The sequence below is a fragment of the Bacillus sp. EU52 genome (genome assembly GCF_037964975.1).
Classification (GTDB): Bacteria; Bacillota; Bacilli; order Bacillales; family Bacillaceae; genus Bacillus; species Bacillus subtilis.
In genome coordinates this window covers 689,225-706,556 of record NZ_CP150177.1, presented here as the reverse complement: position 1 = coordinate 706,556, position 17,332 = coordinate 689,225, and the positions used below count along the sequence as shown (strand labels likewise).

The 17,332-nt window shown below is 42.9% G+C and carries 10 protein-coding genes and 1 pseudogene; 3 read left to right on the top strand and 8 right to left on the bottom strand.

Going from position 1 to position 17,332, the window contains the following annotated elements; translation table 11 throughout:
* The 5 genes from NSU05_RS03630 to srfP form a co-directional block, all read right to left on the bottom strand.
* Positions 1 to 1,347, bottom strand: a complete 1,347-nt coding sequence (locus NSU05_RS03630; RefSeq protein ID WP_051047173.1) for a restriction endonuclease subunit S — start codon at positions 1,345 to 1,347, stop codon at positions 1 to 3.
* Entirely contained in the window at positions 1,344 to 3,356 is a 2,013-nt protein-coding gene (locus NSU05_RS03625; protein WP_038428539.1) for a class I SAM-dependent DNA methyltransferase, read from the bottom strand. The genes NSU05_RS03630 and NSU05_RS03625 overlap by 4 nt, the downstream gene beginning before the upstream one ends.
* A 988-nt stretch (positions 3,357 to 4,344) precedes the next feature.
* The gene (gene rlmD, locus NSU05_RS03620; RefSeq protein ID WP_038428538.1) at positions 4,345 to 5,724 is read right to left on the bottom strand and encodes a 23S rRNA (uracil(1939)-C(5))-methyltransferase RlmD; all 1,380 of its coding nucleotides are present in this window, start codon (positions 5,722 to 5,724) and stop codon (positions 4,345 to 4,347) included.
* A 255-nt stretch (positions 5,725 to 5,979) separates the two neighbouring features.
* Positions 5,980 to 6,891, bottom strand: coding sequence for a diacylglycerol kinase (locus NSU05_RS03615; protein ID WP_003233894.1), 912 nt, complete (start codon positions 6,889 to 6,891; stop codon positions 5,980 to 5,982).
* A 323-nt stretch (positions 6,892 to 7,214) separates the two neighbouring features.
* Entirely contained in the window at positions 7,215 to 10,373 is a 3,159-nt protein-coding gene (srfP, locus tag NSU05_RS03610; RefSeq protein ID WP_038428537.1) for a surfactin resistance protein SrfP, read from the bottom strand.
* Between the two features lie 132 nt (positions 10,374 to 10,505).
* On the opposite strand from srfP, the pseudogene NSU05_RS03605 reads away from it, so the two are divergent.
* Positions 10,506 to 11,376: pseudogene (locus NSU05_RS03605) on the top strand (TetR/AcrR family transcriptional regulator).
* A gap of 14 nt (positions 11,377 to 11,390) precedes the next feature.
* On the opposite strand, the gene gatB reads toward NSU05_RS03605, so the two are convergent.
* The 3 genes from gatB to gatC are packed head-to-tail and all read right to left on the bottom strand — an operon-like array spanning position 11,391 to position 14,598.
* A complete protein-coding gene (gatB, locus tag NSU05_RS03600; protein ID WP_003219444.1) occupies positions 11,391 to 12,821 on the bottom strand; it encodes an Asp-tRNA(Asn)/Glu-tRNA(Gln) amidotransferase subunit GatB in 1,431 nt (476 codons plus the stop codon).
* 13 nt (positions 12,822 to 12,834) lie between these two features.
* On the bottom strand, positions 12,835 to 14,292 hold the full coding sequence (gene gatA / locus NSU05_RS03595) for an Asp-tRNA(Asn)/Glu-tRNA(Gln) amidotransferase subunit GatA (RefSeq protein ID WP_003242878.1): 1,458 nt from the start codon (positions 14,290 to 14,292) through the stop codon (positions 12,835 to 12,837).
* Positions 14,293 to 14,307: 15 nt separating this feature from the next.
* Positions 14,308 to 14,598 (bottom strand): Asp-tRNA(Asn)/Glu-tRNA(Gln) amidotransferase subunit GatC, encoded by a 291-nt coding sequence (gene gatC / locus NSU05_RS03590; protein WP_003219442.1) that lies wholly within the window; start codon positions 14,596 to 14,598, stop codon positions 14,308 to 14,310.
* A gap of 413 nt (positions 14,599 to 15,011) precedes the next feature.
* Between gatC and opuE the strand changes: the two genes are divergently transcribed.
* Together opuE and NSU05_RS03580 are read left to right on the top strand one after the other, a co-directional pair.
* The gene (opuE, locus tag NSU05_RS03585; protein WP_003242814.1) at positions 15,012 to 16,490 is read left to right on the top strand and encodes a proline transporter OpuE; all 1,479 of its coding nucleotides are present in this window, start codon (positions 15,012 to 15,014) and stop codon (positions 16,488 to 16,490) included.
* A gap of 106 nt (positions 16,491 to 16,596) precedes the next feature.
* Positions 16,597 to 17,295 carry an MgtC/SapB family protein gene (locus NSU05_RS03580; protein ID WP_010886431.1) on the top strand — a complete coding sequence of 233 codons (699 nt, stop codon included), beginning with the start codon at positions 16,597 to 16,599 and terminating at the stop codon, positions 17,293 to 17,295.
* Positions 17,296 to 17,332 lie beyond the last annotated feature (37 nt).

The window sequence follows — 17,332 nt, the reverse complement described above, 5'->3', positions numbered from 1 at the left end:
TTAATCAAGTTTCATATCACGTACATCGATTTTACCTGTTACTGCTTCGTAGATAAGGGCTTGGCGGTATTCTTTTAGGTTTTCGATTTCATTTTCTACAATTCTTTTTAAATTATCTACTTCGGAAATTTTAACTTTTAGGAATTTTACTATTTCATTTTGTTCAAATAATGGAGGGACAAAAATAAAAAATTCTTTGACTTTATCAAGATGTAAATTAATAATAGTACTCTTTTTACTTCCAAATGCAATTTGTTCGTCAACCAATTGACTTTCAAAGTAGAAACTAGCGAAATAAGTATTTAGTTTTTCATTATTCATTTTAATTAAACATAAACTAACAAAAATACTAAATTCCCAATCCCAATCAATAACTTTAGGAATTCCTATAGTTCCATTTTTCGACACTAAAAGATCCCCATTTTCAGGTCTACAGCGTTTAATTAATTCATTGTGTTCTCTTTGAGAAATATATTTTACATCAGATAAATTAATATCCTTGCCTTTAGATTGAGTTATATCAGTAACCCTTAAAAAAGGGACACCTTCATCTTGATAATCAGGTGTATGATGTGTTCCATCAATAATCTGCCTTGTTAAGTATTTAAGTTTAGATTTTCCCCAATGCTGAGGAATCTCACCAATCCACTTAACACCTGAATCTTTCATTTTCACATTCGGATTTAAACCTTTTGTAACAGCTTCTGTAATGATTGATTGGCGTTGTTGATTCAATAAATCAATTAAGAAATTTTTTGAATCTATCAATTGATTTAATTGTGTGTTCTTCTTTCTAATATATTTTAAAATAACCTTTTGTTCTTCTATAGATGGAAGAACTAATTTAAGATTTTTTATGATACTGGAATTTAAACCAGACATAATTGAGCCTTTACTATATAAGTCGATTTGTACTTTGATATAATACGAATCCTGTATCAAGTATGCTGCAAATTCTGGTAAAATTAGATTTTCATTAAATCGAATTCGAATAAGGTGAGAATCCATAATTCCTTTTTCAATATTTGGCGGAACAACTTTACATTTACCTATAGTACCCATCATTGAAATTAAGACATCGTTCTCAGAAATCTCATAAACCTCTAACTCTTTAAATTTTTCTTCACTTATAAATCTATGACCTAAAGTAAAATCATCTTTTATTAAGTTTTCTTGACCGTAAACTTTATATCCTTCTTCAATTAACATCTCTGATTTTAATGCGCTTCCGAATGGACCTATCTTTATTCCTTCACTCCCTGGAAGTAAACAAAATTTCAATTCTTTAATCTCCCAATGTGATGGAATAGCACCTATTCCTTTGATATTTGATTCTTTAAACCTCATCCCATCACCTTCTTCAACTGTACAGCAATCTCTGCTTCTAACGCACGAATTTCTTCCATAATTTCTGCTGAGCTGCGTAATGCTGTGTATTTGTAGAAATGGCGAGTGAATGGAATTTCGTAGCCAATTTTTGTTTTTGATTCATCAATCCATGCATCTGGTACATGTGGTAATACTTCACGTGCAAAGTAGTCATGAATGTTTTCTTTTAACGGTACGTTTTCAGTATCACGTAAATCTGTATCTGGTTCGATATCAGTTTTATTTTTCATACATACGTCAGCTGTTTCATCTTTTTCAGATAGACCAGCTAAAATTGCTTTTAATACAGGTGCTCCGATAGTAATACCCGCTTGCTTCAATGCATCTTTTAGTACTTTCGTGAACTCGTCACGATTTTTATATAATGTATCGCTTTCTAACGTGCGTAAAACATATAAAATTTGCGTTTGCAGCTTCTTACCTTCTTCAATTTCAAAGTGACCTGCATCGCCTTTTTTCTTTGAGGTTGCTAAGTTTGCAAAACCTTTTCCCTCTGCAACACGAGCAAGACGCTCTTCATTGACTTGGAAGTTTAAACGTAATGGACGTTCTACTGTAATTTTTGCGTAGCCGAAGTCCTCATTATCAAAAATCTTCACGTACTCATTTGGCTGTGCATCACCGTATAAACGAACAATCTCATTAATTTGCTCTTCTGTAATTTCGTTACGCTTGCTCCCCATCGACTTTTTCATTTTTTTCGAAAAGTCTACAGCATTGACTAACCGTACTTTCCCTTTATAAAGAGGTGCTTTATTGTTCGTTAAAATCCAAATGTACGTTGCAATGCCTGTGTTGTAGAAAAGATCGTTCGGCAATGCCACAATACCTTCTACTAAATCGTTTTCAAGCACATACTTACGAATTTCGCTTTCACCAGAACCTGCATCACCTGTAAATAACGGCGAACCATTCATAATAATGGCTAAACGAGAGCCTTGTGGATTTTCTACTGTGACTGGCTTCATTTTTGACAGTAAGTGCATTAAGAATAGTAGCTGTCCATCACTCGTTCTTGGTGTACCTGGACCAAAACGACCGTTAAACCCTTGTTTCTCATGTTCTTCTTTAATTGGCTTCTCATACGATTTCCAGTCTACTCCGTATGGCGGATTTGAAATTAAGTAATCGAATTTATCTCGTGGGAATTGGTCTTTTGATAACGTATTCCCCAAACGAATGTTACGCGCGTCTTCCCCCTTAATCAGCAAGTCTGCTTTACAAATCGCATATGATTCAGGATTAATTTCTTGGCCGAAAAACTCTAAGTGTGCTGTTGGGTTTTGACTTAGTAAATACTCTTGTGCTACAGAACCCATCCCACCGGTACCAGCTGCACAGTCATACAAGGTTTGTGTTAAACCTGGCTTCGTTAAAATGCTGGCATCGTCATGTAAGAATAATAAGTGCGTCATAAGGCGAATTACTTCACGTGGCGTATAGTGATCCCCTGCTTCTGCATTTTCATTGAAACGACGAATTAATTCCTCAAATACATAGCCCATCTCAATATTTGACACTGTTTCTGGATGTAAGTCGATTTCACTAAAGCGTTTAATCGTTAAGTACAACAAGTTATTTTGTTCGAGCTTATCAATTTGGCGATCAAAGTCAAATTGATCCATAATATCACGAGCCACTTTTGAAAAACCATTTATATAATCACGTAAGTTATCCGCAATGTTATCTGAATCTGTTAATAGCTTGTTGAAATCATATTTGCTAGTGTTATGGAAGTTTTGCTTTGAGACACGATTTAAAATCTGCTCACGAGCATCTTCATTCATTGCTGCAAACTGCTCTGCCTTAGCTAATACTTCCTCTTTTGTGCTCTCTAATACGCAATCAAAACGACGTAATACTGCTAATGGTAAAATGATTTTACCGTAGTCTTCTGGTTTATAAGGTCCACGTAAAATCTCAGCAATTGACCAAATGAAGTTTACTTTATCTTGGAAGTTAATCATGTTATATACCTCATTTAAAAATTTTTTTCGAATCTAATTCCATGTAGCTAGATTGAGATAATTTGAGCAAGATTTAAGGATGCTTATCTCATTGTAATAACTGAGCATTTTTTCGCTCATATCACCTACTGACACCCTATTCACTGATTCATCAAAATAGATATCATTACCTATTATTATAAGAGTTTGTACAACAAAAAGTAATACCATATAAAAATCTCCCTCTACATTTGCTACTACATGTTTCTTTTTTTAGTAAGCATCCAAATTTTATGGAGTGTCCCTATAAAGTAAAGAGGGGGGCACAAAACTCCAATATTCGATGAGAGGTCAAACGCTACAAATATTCAGACTCTTTTAAAAACCCACTTATATAAGGGGCTTTTATACTAATTATTTAGATTATTAAAGAATAATAAAGGAAAATTTATGTATTCAAATTGTGTTACTACATTTCTAAATAAAATTGTCGATCTATTGACACATTGTTTCATCAATCCTGAGCGAAATAGTGTCTATTTCTACTCTTAATTATTAATATTAGAAATCAGCTGTGATCACTACAATTCATTCTCAATAGTTTAAAACATCTAGCATCGATTTGGACAAAATTTTCATATCAATGTAAGCAATCTATTCAACAGAAAAAGAATTCAGTAAAGCAAATTAGAATCTTTGAGAAGGAATTAGAACGGCTCAAACAAAAGAAAAAGAAGTCACTCAATTTGTTTATTGACGAAAAAATATCCAAAGCAGATTATGATGGAGTGTCAGCGATATCAATGACCAGACGGACATTATCAATTCTAAAACCGAGCAATTGAAGTCTTCTCTTGCAACCATATCAATGATATTAAACAACAGTTAGATGCTTTTATGGAATTTCAAGAATTAACTCAAGAAATGCTTCATCGCTTTCTTGAGACAATTGAAATAAAAGCAGATGAAGTCCGAGAATTTTTTATCGATTCTCGAACCCACCTGCTTCTTATTTAATTAATTTTAGCACAGCCACACACTCCACATGATTCGTATGCGGAAACATATCCACAGGCTGCACTTCGAGCGTCTGATACCCGCCATCCTCAACCACCCGCAGGTCTCTCGCAAGCGTGCCAGGATTACAGGACACATACACCACCCGCTTCGGTTTCATCTCCACAATCGTCCGCAGGAGGGCTTCGTCGCAGCCTTTTCTTGGTGGGTCGACGACTAGCGTATCAGCTGTAATGCCTTCTTCATACCATTTTGGAATCACAGTTTCCGCTTCCCCGACCGCGAACTCAGCGTTTGTGATGCCGTTGAGCTCGGCGTTTCGTTTGGCATCCTCAATTGCTTCCGGTACAATTTCTACGCCGTACACTTTTTTCGCTTGCTTTGCCAGAAATAAAGAAATCGTTCCGATGCCGCAGTAGGCGTCGATGACGGTTTCTTCCCCTTGAAGCTCAGCGTACTCAAGCGCTTTGTCGTAGAGCACTTTGGTTTGCTCCGGATTGACCTGATAGAACGATCTGGCGGAGATGGCGAATTTGACGTCTCCAATGAGGTCGTAGATGTATTCTTCGCCCCAGATGACGTTTGTTTCGTTGCCAAAAATGACGTTTGTTTTGTTTGGGTTGATGTTTTGCACGATGGATTTGACGTGCGGGAATTGCGCTGTGATGTCTTCGATGATCTTCGCTTTGTGCGGGAAGTCGCTTGTTCTTGTGATGAAGACGATCATCATTTCGCCCGTAACAACGCCGTATCTGACCATGATGTGGCGGAGCCAGCCTTTGTGGCGTTCTTCGTTGTAGGCTTTGACACCGTAGTTTGCGCAAATGTCTTTGACAGCTTGAACGGCTTCGTCGTTTTTGGATTGCTGGATCAGGCAGGCGCTCATGTCGATGATGTCATGGCTTCTTTGCTGATAGAATCCCGCGACGAGTCCGCCTTCCCGTTCTCCTACCGGCACCTGTGCTTTGTTTCTGTAGTTCCACGGGTCTTCCATGCCGAGTGTCGGGTGCACGGTGACGTTTGAAAGGTCCAGCTTGCCGATGCGTTCTAAGACGTCTTTGACTTGTTTCTGTTTAAACAAGAGCTGGCCTTCGTAGGTCATGTGCTGAAGCTGACAGCCTCCGCATTGCTTGTAAATCGGGCATGGGGCATCCGTTCTATGCGGGCTTTCTTCCTTCAGCTCAATCAGACGGCCGAAGGCGAACCCTTTTTTGACACGTGTGACTTTGATTTGGGCTTTTTCCTCCGGCAGGGCGTTCGGCACAAAGATCGGGAATCCTTGGACCTTTGCGACACCCGCTCCTTCGTGGGTCAAATCCTCAAATGTCACGTCATAGTATTCGTTTTTTTCTACTGGGGGTTTCATTTTCATGTATGTTCACCTCTTGTTTTAAGCGAAAGAAAAACTTGGCCTATTCAAGCCAAGTTTCAGCGTGTAGGCAAACCTTCGCATTCGTTGTCAGTCCTGTGCTTCGGTGCTCACGAATTCAACATTCGCTGTGCTCCGATGCTCGCCCTTCCTAGACTTCAAAGGTTTTCAATCACGCTGAAAAGATGACAAAATCCTAAAACGAAAACTGTTTTAGGATTTTGTCAACATTCTGAGCTTGGCTTACAAAGCCAAGTTTTAGTCATCCAGCTGTTCCGCTTTCTCCTTCGGCATGACGACGTGAATGTGCCGGTACAGATTCACGAATTCGCCCGGCAGCATGCCGCCGTACTCGCCGTCCAGGTTCAGCTGCATCTTTTCTGATACATTGACTTTCACGCGGTTCGCTTTTGTATAAATAATGTGCTGGTCGTTGATGTGTTCGCCGCGAAGCGCCATCGTGGCGACCCTGATAAATTCAGCAAGGTTTGCTTTCTTTAGTATCATCAAATCAAACATGCCGTCATTCAGGCTGGAATCCGGCGCGAGCTTTTCGAACCCGCCGACGGAGTTTGTCAGCGTGACCAAAAACAGCATGATTTCACCTTGAAACAGCTTGCCGTCATATTCAATCTCGACTTCTGTCGGACGAAGTGAAGGCAGCATTTCCATTCCTTTTAAATAATAAGCAAGCTGGCCGAGCATTGTTTTGAGTTTGCTTGGCACGTCGTACGTCAGCTCCGTCAGGCGGCCTCCTCCGGCGATATTGATAAAATACTGGCCGTTGACCTGTCCGATGTCAATCGGGCGGGCAACGCCGTTAATGACCGTATCTGCTGCTTTTAAAATATCCTCGCGCGGAATGCCGAGCGCTCTGGCGAAGTCGTTCGTTGTGCCGACAGGAATCACACCGAGTGTCGGACGGTTGTCTAAAGGCGCAAGCCCGTTGACGACCTCGTTGATCGTTCCGTCTCCGCCTGCCGCAATGATCAGGTCAAACTCACGCAATGCCGCTTCCTTGGCAGCGTGTGTAGCGTCTCCTGCGCATGTCGTCGCATGGGTGGAGGTTTCATAGCCGGCTTGTTCAAATTTTTGCAGGACCTGGGCAAGATGCTTTTTAAAGATCTCCCGTCCTGAAGTCGGATTGTATATTATGCGTGCACGTTTCATTATCTCATCATCCTACTTAAGAGTATCCGATCCATTTTTACACTAACAACCTTTAATTATACTATGAGTTAAAAAAATCGCAACAAAATGTACATAATCTTACAGGTGAAAACGCACAAAAGCTCAAAACTGATTCTTGTTTTGAGCTTTTGTCATCCTTAACATTCTTTCAGCTTGATTGAAAACCCTTGTAGTCTAGGAAGGGGGAGCATTGGAGCGGAGTGAATGTAGAATTCGTGAGCACCGACGCGCAGACCTGACAACGAATGCGAGGGTTTTTCAACAAGCTGAAAGCCCCAGCATAGCTGAGGCTTTTTGTTTTTTTACTCTTCTTCCGTTCCCGGTTTTTTCTTGCGGAACTTCGCCAATACTTCATATACGATTGGCACGATCAAGAGCGTCAGAAGCGTTGAACTGATTAAACCGCCGATAACCGTGACGCCGAGTCCTTTTGAAATGACCTGGCTTCCGCCTTCGAAGCCGAGGGCTAATGGAATCAAGGCGCCGATTGTCGCAATGGCTGTCATCAGGATCGGACGGAGTCGTGTAGAGCCGGCTTCCAGGAGCGCTTCTCTCGTAGACAGGCCTTCCGCTTCCTTATGAATCACGCGGTCAATTAAGACAATGGCATTCGTGACAACGATACCGATCAGCATGAGCATACCGATCATGGCGTTCAGACTGATCGTTTCACCTGATACGTAAAGTCCGACCAGGGCACCGATGACTGTGAACGGCAATGAGAACAGAATCGCAAATGGCGCTAGTGCTCCGCCGAAGGTAATCACGAGCACAAGGTAAACGATCGCTATTGCTGCCAGCATCGCTAAACCGAGCTTCGTGAAGGAATCAGCGATATCCGCTGATACGCCGCCTGTGTCAATCGATACGTTATCAGGATGGTCAAGCTTATCGATTTTCTTCTGGATAGCAGTTGATACGGCTGTGACGTTGTCAGATGTAACCTCACCTGTGACATCCGCATAGACTTTTCCATCACGTTTTGACACGGTATCTGATGTTGATCCTTCCTTCACTTTTGCCACATCGCCGATTTTGACTTCCTGGCCAGTCGCGGAAGTGATCTTTTTATTCTCTAAATCTTTCACACTCTTATACTCGTCTTTTTCTGTCTTAATGTTCACATCAAGCTCTTTGCCGTCTTTTTTCACGGTGGTAAGCGGTTCTTGCGATGTTTGTGACATTAAGGCCTGAGAAATTTGAGACGCGGTTAAACCGAGTTTGCTTAGTTTTTCTTGGTCAGCGACAAATGTGTACTCATCATATGTGCTGGAAAGGCCTGAATTTACGTTTTTCAGATCCTTTTCATCCTTCATGATTTTTTCAATATCTTTGACCGTGTCTTTAATATCGTTTTCAGAATCGCCATACACATAGTATGTTAATTCGTTGTTATTGCCTGAAGAGCTGAAGTCCTGTGACTTCCATTCTCCGCGGTCAGATTGCTTTTGGATTTCCTTCAGAACGTTATCTTTTTCTTTATCAAAGTCAGGTGTGTCGCTTTCATATTTGATATAGAATAACGCACCGTTAGAATCTCCTCCGGCAAGCGGGCTGCCAGAGCCTAATGAATACTGAACCGTATCGACATGCTTGCGGTCAAGCAGGATTTTTTCCGCTTTTTCAGCTTCATTTTCGGCTTCTTTTTTCGTTTCACCCGGTTCTGGGCTGTATGTGAGCTGCATCGTTTTTTCTTCCTCAGACGGCAGGTAGCTGGCACCGATTAACGGTACGAGGAACAAGCTTCCAAGGAGCATCAGAACAGCGATGATAGACGTGATCCATTTGTGGCTAAGCGCCCAGTTCAATACTTTTTTATAGATGTTTGCAAGTCTGCCTGGTTTGTGTTCTTTCGCTTTAATCGGCGCACCGGTTAATGATTTTTTGAACAGGCTGTGTGCGAGCATCGGCACAAGCGTGATCGAAATCACCAGGGATGCGGCAAGCGCAAAAACAATCGTTAAGGCAAACGGAATAAACAACTCACCGATTTGTCCGCCTACAAGTGCGAGCGGCAGGAATACCGCAATTGTCACAATCGTCGATGACATGATCGGTTTAAACATTTCCTTCGTCGCTTCACGAACCAAGGCTTTTCCGCGGAGCGGCTCGTCTTTGAGTCTCATTCGGCGATAAATGTTCTCGATCACAACGATGGAGTCATCGACCACACGTCCGATGGCAACAGTCATTGCGCCGAGCGTCATAATATTCAATGTGATATCAAGCTGCTGCAGCACAAGGAGTGCGATCAGCAATGATAATGGAATTGAAACTACCGAAATTAATGTTGATTTGATATCTCTTAAGAATAAGAGAATAATCACAATCGCAAAAATAGCACCGAAGATGGCTTTGCTTAACATCGTGTCAACTGACTGTGTGATCGGCTCCGCCATGTCGAGAGTTGCGCTGTAATTGAAGCCTTTATGGTCTTCTTTGAACTTCTTCAGCTCAGCTTTGACATTGTCGGCAACCTCTACCGTATTCGCATCGTTTGCTTTGACGATGTTGATGCCGATGCTGTCTTTGCCATTTGTGCGTGAAACGGATTCAGCTTTTTTCACATCTTTAATTGTAGCAATGTCAGAAAGCTTGACCGTAGGCACTGCTGTGCTTGCGCTTTGCTGCGCCTGTGCTGCCGCTTGTGCGCTTTGGGCTGCCTGTGCACTCTGCGCCGCCGCTTGAGATGCTGAACTGCTGCCTGCACTTGAAGCTGATGCCGTCGGGATTCTCATATTCTTCAAATCTTTAATTGTTTCAATATCGCCGCTGACGACGACAGATTTTTCTTCATTTCCGAATGTGTACAATCCAAGCGGAGTTGTCACATCTGAACCTTGAATCACTTTCTTCACAGTATCTTCATCAAGGCCGTATTCCTTCAGTTTGTCTTCTTTGAAAGAGAATTCAACCTCTTCCACCTGCTGGCCCGATACTTGGACGGACGCAACGCCTTCTATGCCTTCAAGTTTAGAAACGAGGCTGTCCTCCACTTGTTTCGTCAGCTCTTGCAGGTTATCTTTATCACTGGACACGCTCAGCGTCAGAATCGGGAATGAGTTCAAGCTGTAGCGTGAAATCTCCGGATCTTTCGCGTCATCAGGCAGGTTGACGTTTTCTAACGCTTCAGCTGCTTCTGTTTTCGCTTTGTCCATATCTTTCTCATAATCATATTCAATCATGACCGACGATGCGTTTTCATAGGACGTCGACGTCACAACGCTGACACCGTCCAAGTTCTGCACGGCTTGTTCAACCGGTTTGGTCACTTCATCAGCCACTTGGCTTGGTGTCGCACCCGGATATGTCGTGCTGATCGTCAAGTAAGGCATGTTCACGTCAGGAATAGACTCTTGCTTCATATTCATACCCGCATACAAGCCGGCTGCCGTTACAATAATCGTCATCAGCCATACGGCGAATTTGTTTTTCAGAACGAAATTAATAACGTGATTCATCATATCCTCCATTACATTTTTTTATTGACTGACTGGTCATTCTATATAATACTAAACGTTATAACGCAACAACGTCAACTCATATACCAGAAAATTTTACTAAATTTTTCAAGGATTAAGGGGAAGCACGTCATGAATGAAAAAAAAGAGAGAATTATAAAAACCAGCATTCGTTTATTTGCGAAAAAAGGATTCGCAGCTACGACGATCCAAGAAATCGCCAGTGAATGCGGCATTTCGAAGGGCGCTTTTTATTTGCACTTCAAATCGAAAGAAGCGCTGCTGTTATCTGCCTGTGAATATTATATCGGTATGTCTATGAACAAAATGAAAAATATAGAAGAAGATCTCGCCGGAAAGCCGCCTAAAGAAGTTTTGAAAAAACAAATTGGCGCACAATTTGAGGATTTTCGTGATCATAAAGATTTTATCGTTCTTTTGCTTACCGAAAATATCATTCCGGAAAACCAAGAAATCAAGCAATACTTTTACAAAGTAACCATGGAGACGGATAAGCTGTACCGGAACGCCTTGCTGGTATCCTATGGCGAAGGAATCAAGCGGTATGTCGCAGATCTGTCCATCATGGCAAGAGGCATTGTGCATTCTTATATGAACGTGATGGTATTTAACGGTGAGCTTAATATCGATGCAGAAGAAATCTCAGCCTTTATTATTGAGAGACTGGATGATCTTGTACAGGGGCTGAGCCGTTCTGCACTCAATCCGATTGTGTCAAAAGACATTTTCAACCCGATGCCTGCGGGGAAAGACCAGCTGCTTGAGGACATTCAGAAAGTGAAAGAAAACAGCACGCTGCCCGAGGATATCACCGTGTCACTTGATGTTATCGAGGAAGAATTGACTCAGGATAAACCGCGCAAACCGATTATTAAAGGCATGCTGTCCAATTTGACCGGAACCAACGACAAAGAAGTTGAAAAGCTTCGGGCCCTCATCTCTGTCTTTATCTCAATTTGACCATAAAAAAAGCAGCCTCTAAGGGCTGCTTTTTTATTAGCGTTTTTTAATTTCTTCAAGCAGAATTTTGTTGACCATCGGCGGGTTGGCTTGTCCTTTGGACGCTTTCATAATCTGTCCGACTAGGAAGCCGATAGCACGGTCTTTTCCGTTTTTAAAGTCTTCGATTGATTGAGGATTGTTGTCAAGCGCCTCAGTGACAAGCTTCAGAAGCACGCCTTCGTCAGAAATCTGAACAAGGCCTTTCTCTTTCACAATCTTCTCAGCGTCGCCGCCTTTTTCAATCAATTCTTTAAACACTTTCTTCGCGATCTTAGAAGAAATGGTTCCTTTTTCAATCAATTTGATCATGCCGGCAAGGCCTTCAGGTGTCAGGGCAACGTCGGCAAGCTCTTTTTGTTCTGCGTTTAGGTAAGCTGATACTTCACCCATCAGCCAGTTAGACGCTTGTTTAGCTTCAGCGCCTTTTTGAACGGTTTCTTCGAAGAAATCAGCCATTTCTTTTGTCAGCGTCAGAACCATCGCGTCATATGCAGGCAAGCCAAGCTCTTCGATATAACGCTTGCGGCGCTCATCCGGAAGCTCAGGAATGCTTGCTTTTACGCGTTCCTTCCATTCATCATCAATGTAGAGCTCGACTAGATCTGGCTCTGGGAAGTAACGGTAGTCGTCAGATCCCTCTTTGACACGCATAAGAATGGTTTTCTTCGTTGCTTCATCATAACGGCGAGTTTCTTGCTGGATGACGCCGCCGGAAAGAAGAACCTGCTCCTGGCGTTTTTCTTCATGCTCAAGGCCTTTTTGAACAAACGCAAAGGAGTTCAAGTTTTTCAATTCCGTTTTTGTGCCGAATTCCTCTTGGCCGATCGGACGAAGAGAGATATTGGCGTCACAGCGAAGTGAGCCTTCTTCCATTTTACAGTCAGAAACGCCTGTATATTGGATGATGGATTTCAGCTTTTCAAGATACGCGTACGCTTCTTCCGGCGTGCGGATGTCCGGCTCTGATACGATCTCAACAAGCGGCGTTCCTTGACGGTTGAAGTCAACAAGAGAATAGCCGTCGCCCGTATGCGTCAGTTTTCCAGCATCCTCTTCAAGGTGAAGGCGCGTGATGCCGATGCGTTTTGTTTTGCCGCCGACTTCAATTTCGATCCAGCCGTTTTCACCAATTGGTTTATCAAATTGAGAAATCTGATACGCTTTCGGGTTGTCAGGATAGAAATAGTTTTTGCGGTCAAACTTCGTATCCGTTGCGATCTCACAGTTGAGCGCCATAGCGGCTTTCATTGCGAATTCAACGGCTTCTTTGTTCAGAACAGGCAGGACGCCCGGATATCCGAGGTCAATAACGCTTGTCTGCGTATTCGCCTCCGCGCCGAATGGCGTTGGAGAGCTTGAGAAAATTTTTGATTTTGTTTTTAACTCAACGTGGACTTCAAGTCCGATTACCGTTTCAAAGTTCAATTCTTTTCACCCCTTACAGTTCAGGTTTTGCTTTATGATGGTCTGTCGCTTGTTCAAATGCATGAGCAACGCGGTATACAGTGCTTTCATCAAAGTGTTTTCCGATGATTTGCAGGCCGAGCGGAAGACCGTCTGCTAAACCGCATGGCACGCTGATTCCCGGTACGCCGGCAAGGTTGACCGGAATCGTTAAGATATCGTTTGCGTACATTGTGAGCGGATCCTTCGTGTTTTCACCGATTTTAAACGCAGGTGTCGGTGTAGTCGGTCCAACAATAACATCATATTTTTCAAATACGTCTTCGAAATCCTTCTTAATCAACGTACGCACTTTTTGCGCTTTTTTGTAGTACGCATCGTAGTAGCCTGAGCTTAAAGCAAACGTTCCAAGCATGATGCGGCGTTTGACTTCATTTCCAAAACCTTCAGCGCGCGTTTGCTTGTAAAGGTCGATCAGGTTATCCGCATTGTCTGTGCGGTAGCCGTAGCGGATGCCGTCAAAGCGTGCAAGGTTCGCTGACGCTTCAGAAGATGACAGCAGGTAATATGTCGCAAGCGCGTATTTACTGTGCGGAAGAGACACTTCTTCCCATGTAGCGCCGAGACCTTCAAGGACTTTCAGCGCTGCCAAGACAGATTCTCTCGCTTCTTTGCCGACACCTTCACCAAGGTATTCTTTCGGAACGGCGATTTTCAGTCCTTTGATGTCGCCAGTTAATGAAGAAAGAAAATCAGGCACGTCCACATTTGCACTCGTGGAGTCCATTTTGTCTACGCCGGAAATCGCTTGAAGTAAAAACGCGTTATCCTCAACCGTACGTGTAATCGGCCCGATTTGGTCTAATGAAGAAGCAAATGCGACCAGACCGTAACGAGATACACGTCCGTATGTAGGTTTTAATCCGACAACGCCGCAGAAAGATGCCGGCTGACGGATGGAGCCGCCTGTGTCAGATCCAAGAGAAAACGGAACTTCTCCCGCAGCAACCGCAGCCGCAGATCCGCCGCTTGAACCGCCGGGAACTGTATCCAGGTTCCAAGGGTTTTTCGTCAGCTTGTAAGCAGAGTTTTCGGTAGATGACCCCATGGCGAATTCGTCCATGTTCAGTTTTCCGATTGTGACCGCTTCAGCGTCTTGAAGGCGCTGAACGACAGTAGCGTCATAGATCGGATCAAAGTTTTCGAGAATTTTGCTGGAGCATGTTGTACGCAGCCCTTTTGTTACGATATTATCTTTTACGCCGATCGGCATACCGAAAAGAAGACCGTGCTCAGAACGGCCGTCAACCGCCTCATCAAGCTCCTTCGCGTATGCGCGCGCTCTTTCTTCATCTAATGCCAAAAAGGCTTGTACCTTATCATCAACCGCTTGGATGCGTTTATAAGATTCGTCAACCAGATCAGAAATCTTAATCTCTTTTTTATGTATGAGCTGTTTTAATTCTGTGATTTTATGATCAAATAATGACATTCTTGTGTCCCTCCTTTAGTCCAGAATTGATGGCACACGAATATAGCCGTCTTTATGGTCAGGCGCATTTTTCATGACATCCTCAACCGGAAGACCTTTACCCGCTTCATCTTCTCTCATGACATTTTTCATTTTCAGCACGTGAGTTGTAGGCTCCACATTGTCTGTGTTAACCTCATTAAGCTCCTCGGCAAATGAAATGATACTGTCGAGCTGTTCAGTGAACATTTTTGCTTCTTCTTCAGTAATCGCAAGTCTTGCAAGGTGCGCAACGTGCTTTACTTCTTCTATTGAAATTCGTGACATATGATCCACCTCCACATATTTCTCCGTTAAGTCATATAATACTGATCATATCAAAAACAAGCCCTTTAAAGCAACAAAACGCCTTGAGACAGGCCTGTGTTTTCGAAACAATACCCTATATATTTTATACTAAAATGAGGAGAAGGAGAAACGAAATATTTTTCTGAATATTTTTACTTTAATTATTTCTTGAAAGCGTTTTATTCTTTATTCCCTTCTAGGTTTGCAACGGTTTTCCCCGCTCATGATCAAGGTTTCATCGCTTGAATGGCCGGGAATACTTTGTTAGGTTAAGTTACCAAGTGCACCCGCAAAGGAATTTCTTTTGTTTTGCACTTACGCCAGGCTGCTTAACTGGCACCATCAATTTGAGAGGTGATGCAACATTATTAGAAATGAAGAGAGGGTAAAACGTGAGTATTGAAATTATTATATCTTTAGGAATTTACTTTATTGCCATGCTGTTAATCGGCTGGTATGCATTCAAGAAAACCACTGACATCAATGATTACATGCTTGGAGGAAGAGGCCTCGGACCATTCGTTACTGCTTTGTCTGCCGGCGCGGCCGATATGAGCGGATGGATGCTGATGGGTGTTCCCGGCGCGATGTTTGCGACAGGGCTGTCCACCTTATGGCTTGCTTTAGGTCTTACAATCGGGGCGTACTCAAATTACTTGCTGCTGGCTCCAAGGCTGCGTGCTTATACAGAAGCGGCGGATGATGCGATTACGATTCCTGATTTCTTTGATAAACGATTCCAGCATTCTTCATCACTGCTGAAAATCGTATCTGCATTGATCATCATGATCTTTTTCACATTGTATACCTCTTCCGGTATGGTATCTGGCGGACGGCTGTTTGAATCTGCTTTTGGTGCGGATTACAAATTAGGCTTGTTTCTGACCACCGCAGTTGTCGTATTATACACACTGTTTGGCGGTTTCCTTGCTGTCAGTCTGACTGACTTCGTGCAGGGTGCGATCATGTTTGCAGCACTAGTGCTTGTGCCGATCGTTGCTTTTACCCATGTGGGCGGCGTTGCTCCGACTTTCCATGAAATCGACGCTGTTAACCCACACTTATTGGATATTTTTAAAGGCGCGAGCGTCATTAGCATTATTTCCTATTTAGCCTGGGGCTTGGGCTACTACGGCCAGCCTCATATCATCGTCCGATTTATGGCCATTAAAGACATTAAAGATTTGAAGCCTGCACGCCGAATCGGCATGAGCTGGATGATCATTACAGTTCTAGGTTCCGTGCTGACGGGTTTAATCGGTGTTGCATACGCCCATAAATTCGGAGTTGCTGTAAAAGATCCGGAGATGATTTTCATTATCTTCTCTAAAATTTTGTTCCACCCATTAATTACAGGGTTCTTATTGTCAGCTATTTTGGCTGCCATCATGAGTTCGATTTCCTCACAGCTCTTAGTCACAGCAAGTGCTGTTACAGAGGATTTATACCGGTCATTTTTCAGACGAAAAGCTTCTGATAAAGAATTGGTCATGATCGGGCGATTGTCCGTCTTAGTCATTGCCGTTATCGCGGTACTCTTGTCATTGAACCCGAACAGCACCATTCTTGATTTGGTCGGATACGCTTGGGCCGGCTTCGGTTCAGCTTTCGGACCTGCGATTCTGCTCAGTCTATATTGGAAGCGAATGAACGAATGGGGCGCGCTTGCTGCCATGATTGTCGGGGCTGCGACCGTGTTGATCTGGATTACAACCGGCCTGGCAAAATCAACCGGTGTGTACGAAATCATCCCTGGGTTTATTCTCAGTATGATTGCCGGCATCATTGTCAGCATGATCACAAAACGTCCTGCAAAAGCCTCTTACCGATTATTCGGTGTCATGGAAAAGCTGTTAAAACGCAAAAAGTAAGCAATAAGCCATCAAGCGCAGCTTGGTGGCTTTTGTGCCCTTGTTTTGCTATAAATACTGTGAGAAAATCATATTTATTTAAAAACACCATAGAGAAGGGGGAAGTTTGCTGTTGAGCTGGTATATTGATCCTGATATTTTATTGAAATTGGGCATTGCCACATTGATTGGCATGGTCATCGGGCTTGAACGCGAATTAAAAAATAAGCCGCTCGGATTAAAAACCTGTATCGTCATCGCAGTCAGCTCATGCATGCTGACGATCGTCAGTATTAATGCGGCATATCATTTCCCTAAATACTACCGCATTATGATGGATCCGCTTCGTCTGCCGGCACAAATCATCTCCGGCGTCGGGTTTATCGGAGCCGGTGTCATCCTGCGAAAAAGCAATGATGTCATTTCCGGCCTGACGACATCGGCCATGATCTGGGGGGCAGCGGGGCTCGGGCTTGCTACGGGAGCCGGTTTTTATAAAGAAGCGTTTGCCAGTCTTCTGTTCATCCTGATCAGCGTGGAATTTCTCCCATGGGTGGTCAGAAAAATCGGCCCCGACCGCCTGCAGGAAAAAGACATCCGCATCAGAATGTCACTTTCTGATAAAGACAAAATGACAGAGATTTTAAAAGAAATGAAAAGAAGAGATATCAAAGCACACTCCGTTCGGATCGACGACCTAGGCGAAAAGGATTTTCCAATTATGGAAGTGAAGGTCCGCGTCCATAAAAACAGATACACGACCGACGTCTACTATGACATTAAAGCCATTGAAGGCGTAGTCGGCGTGAAGTGTGATACATTATAAAAGCCAATGGGACTGGAATCCCATTGGCTTTTTCTAT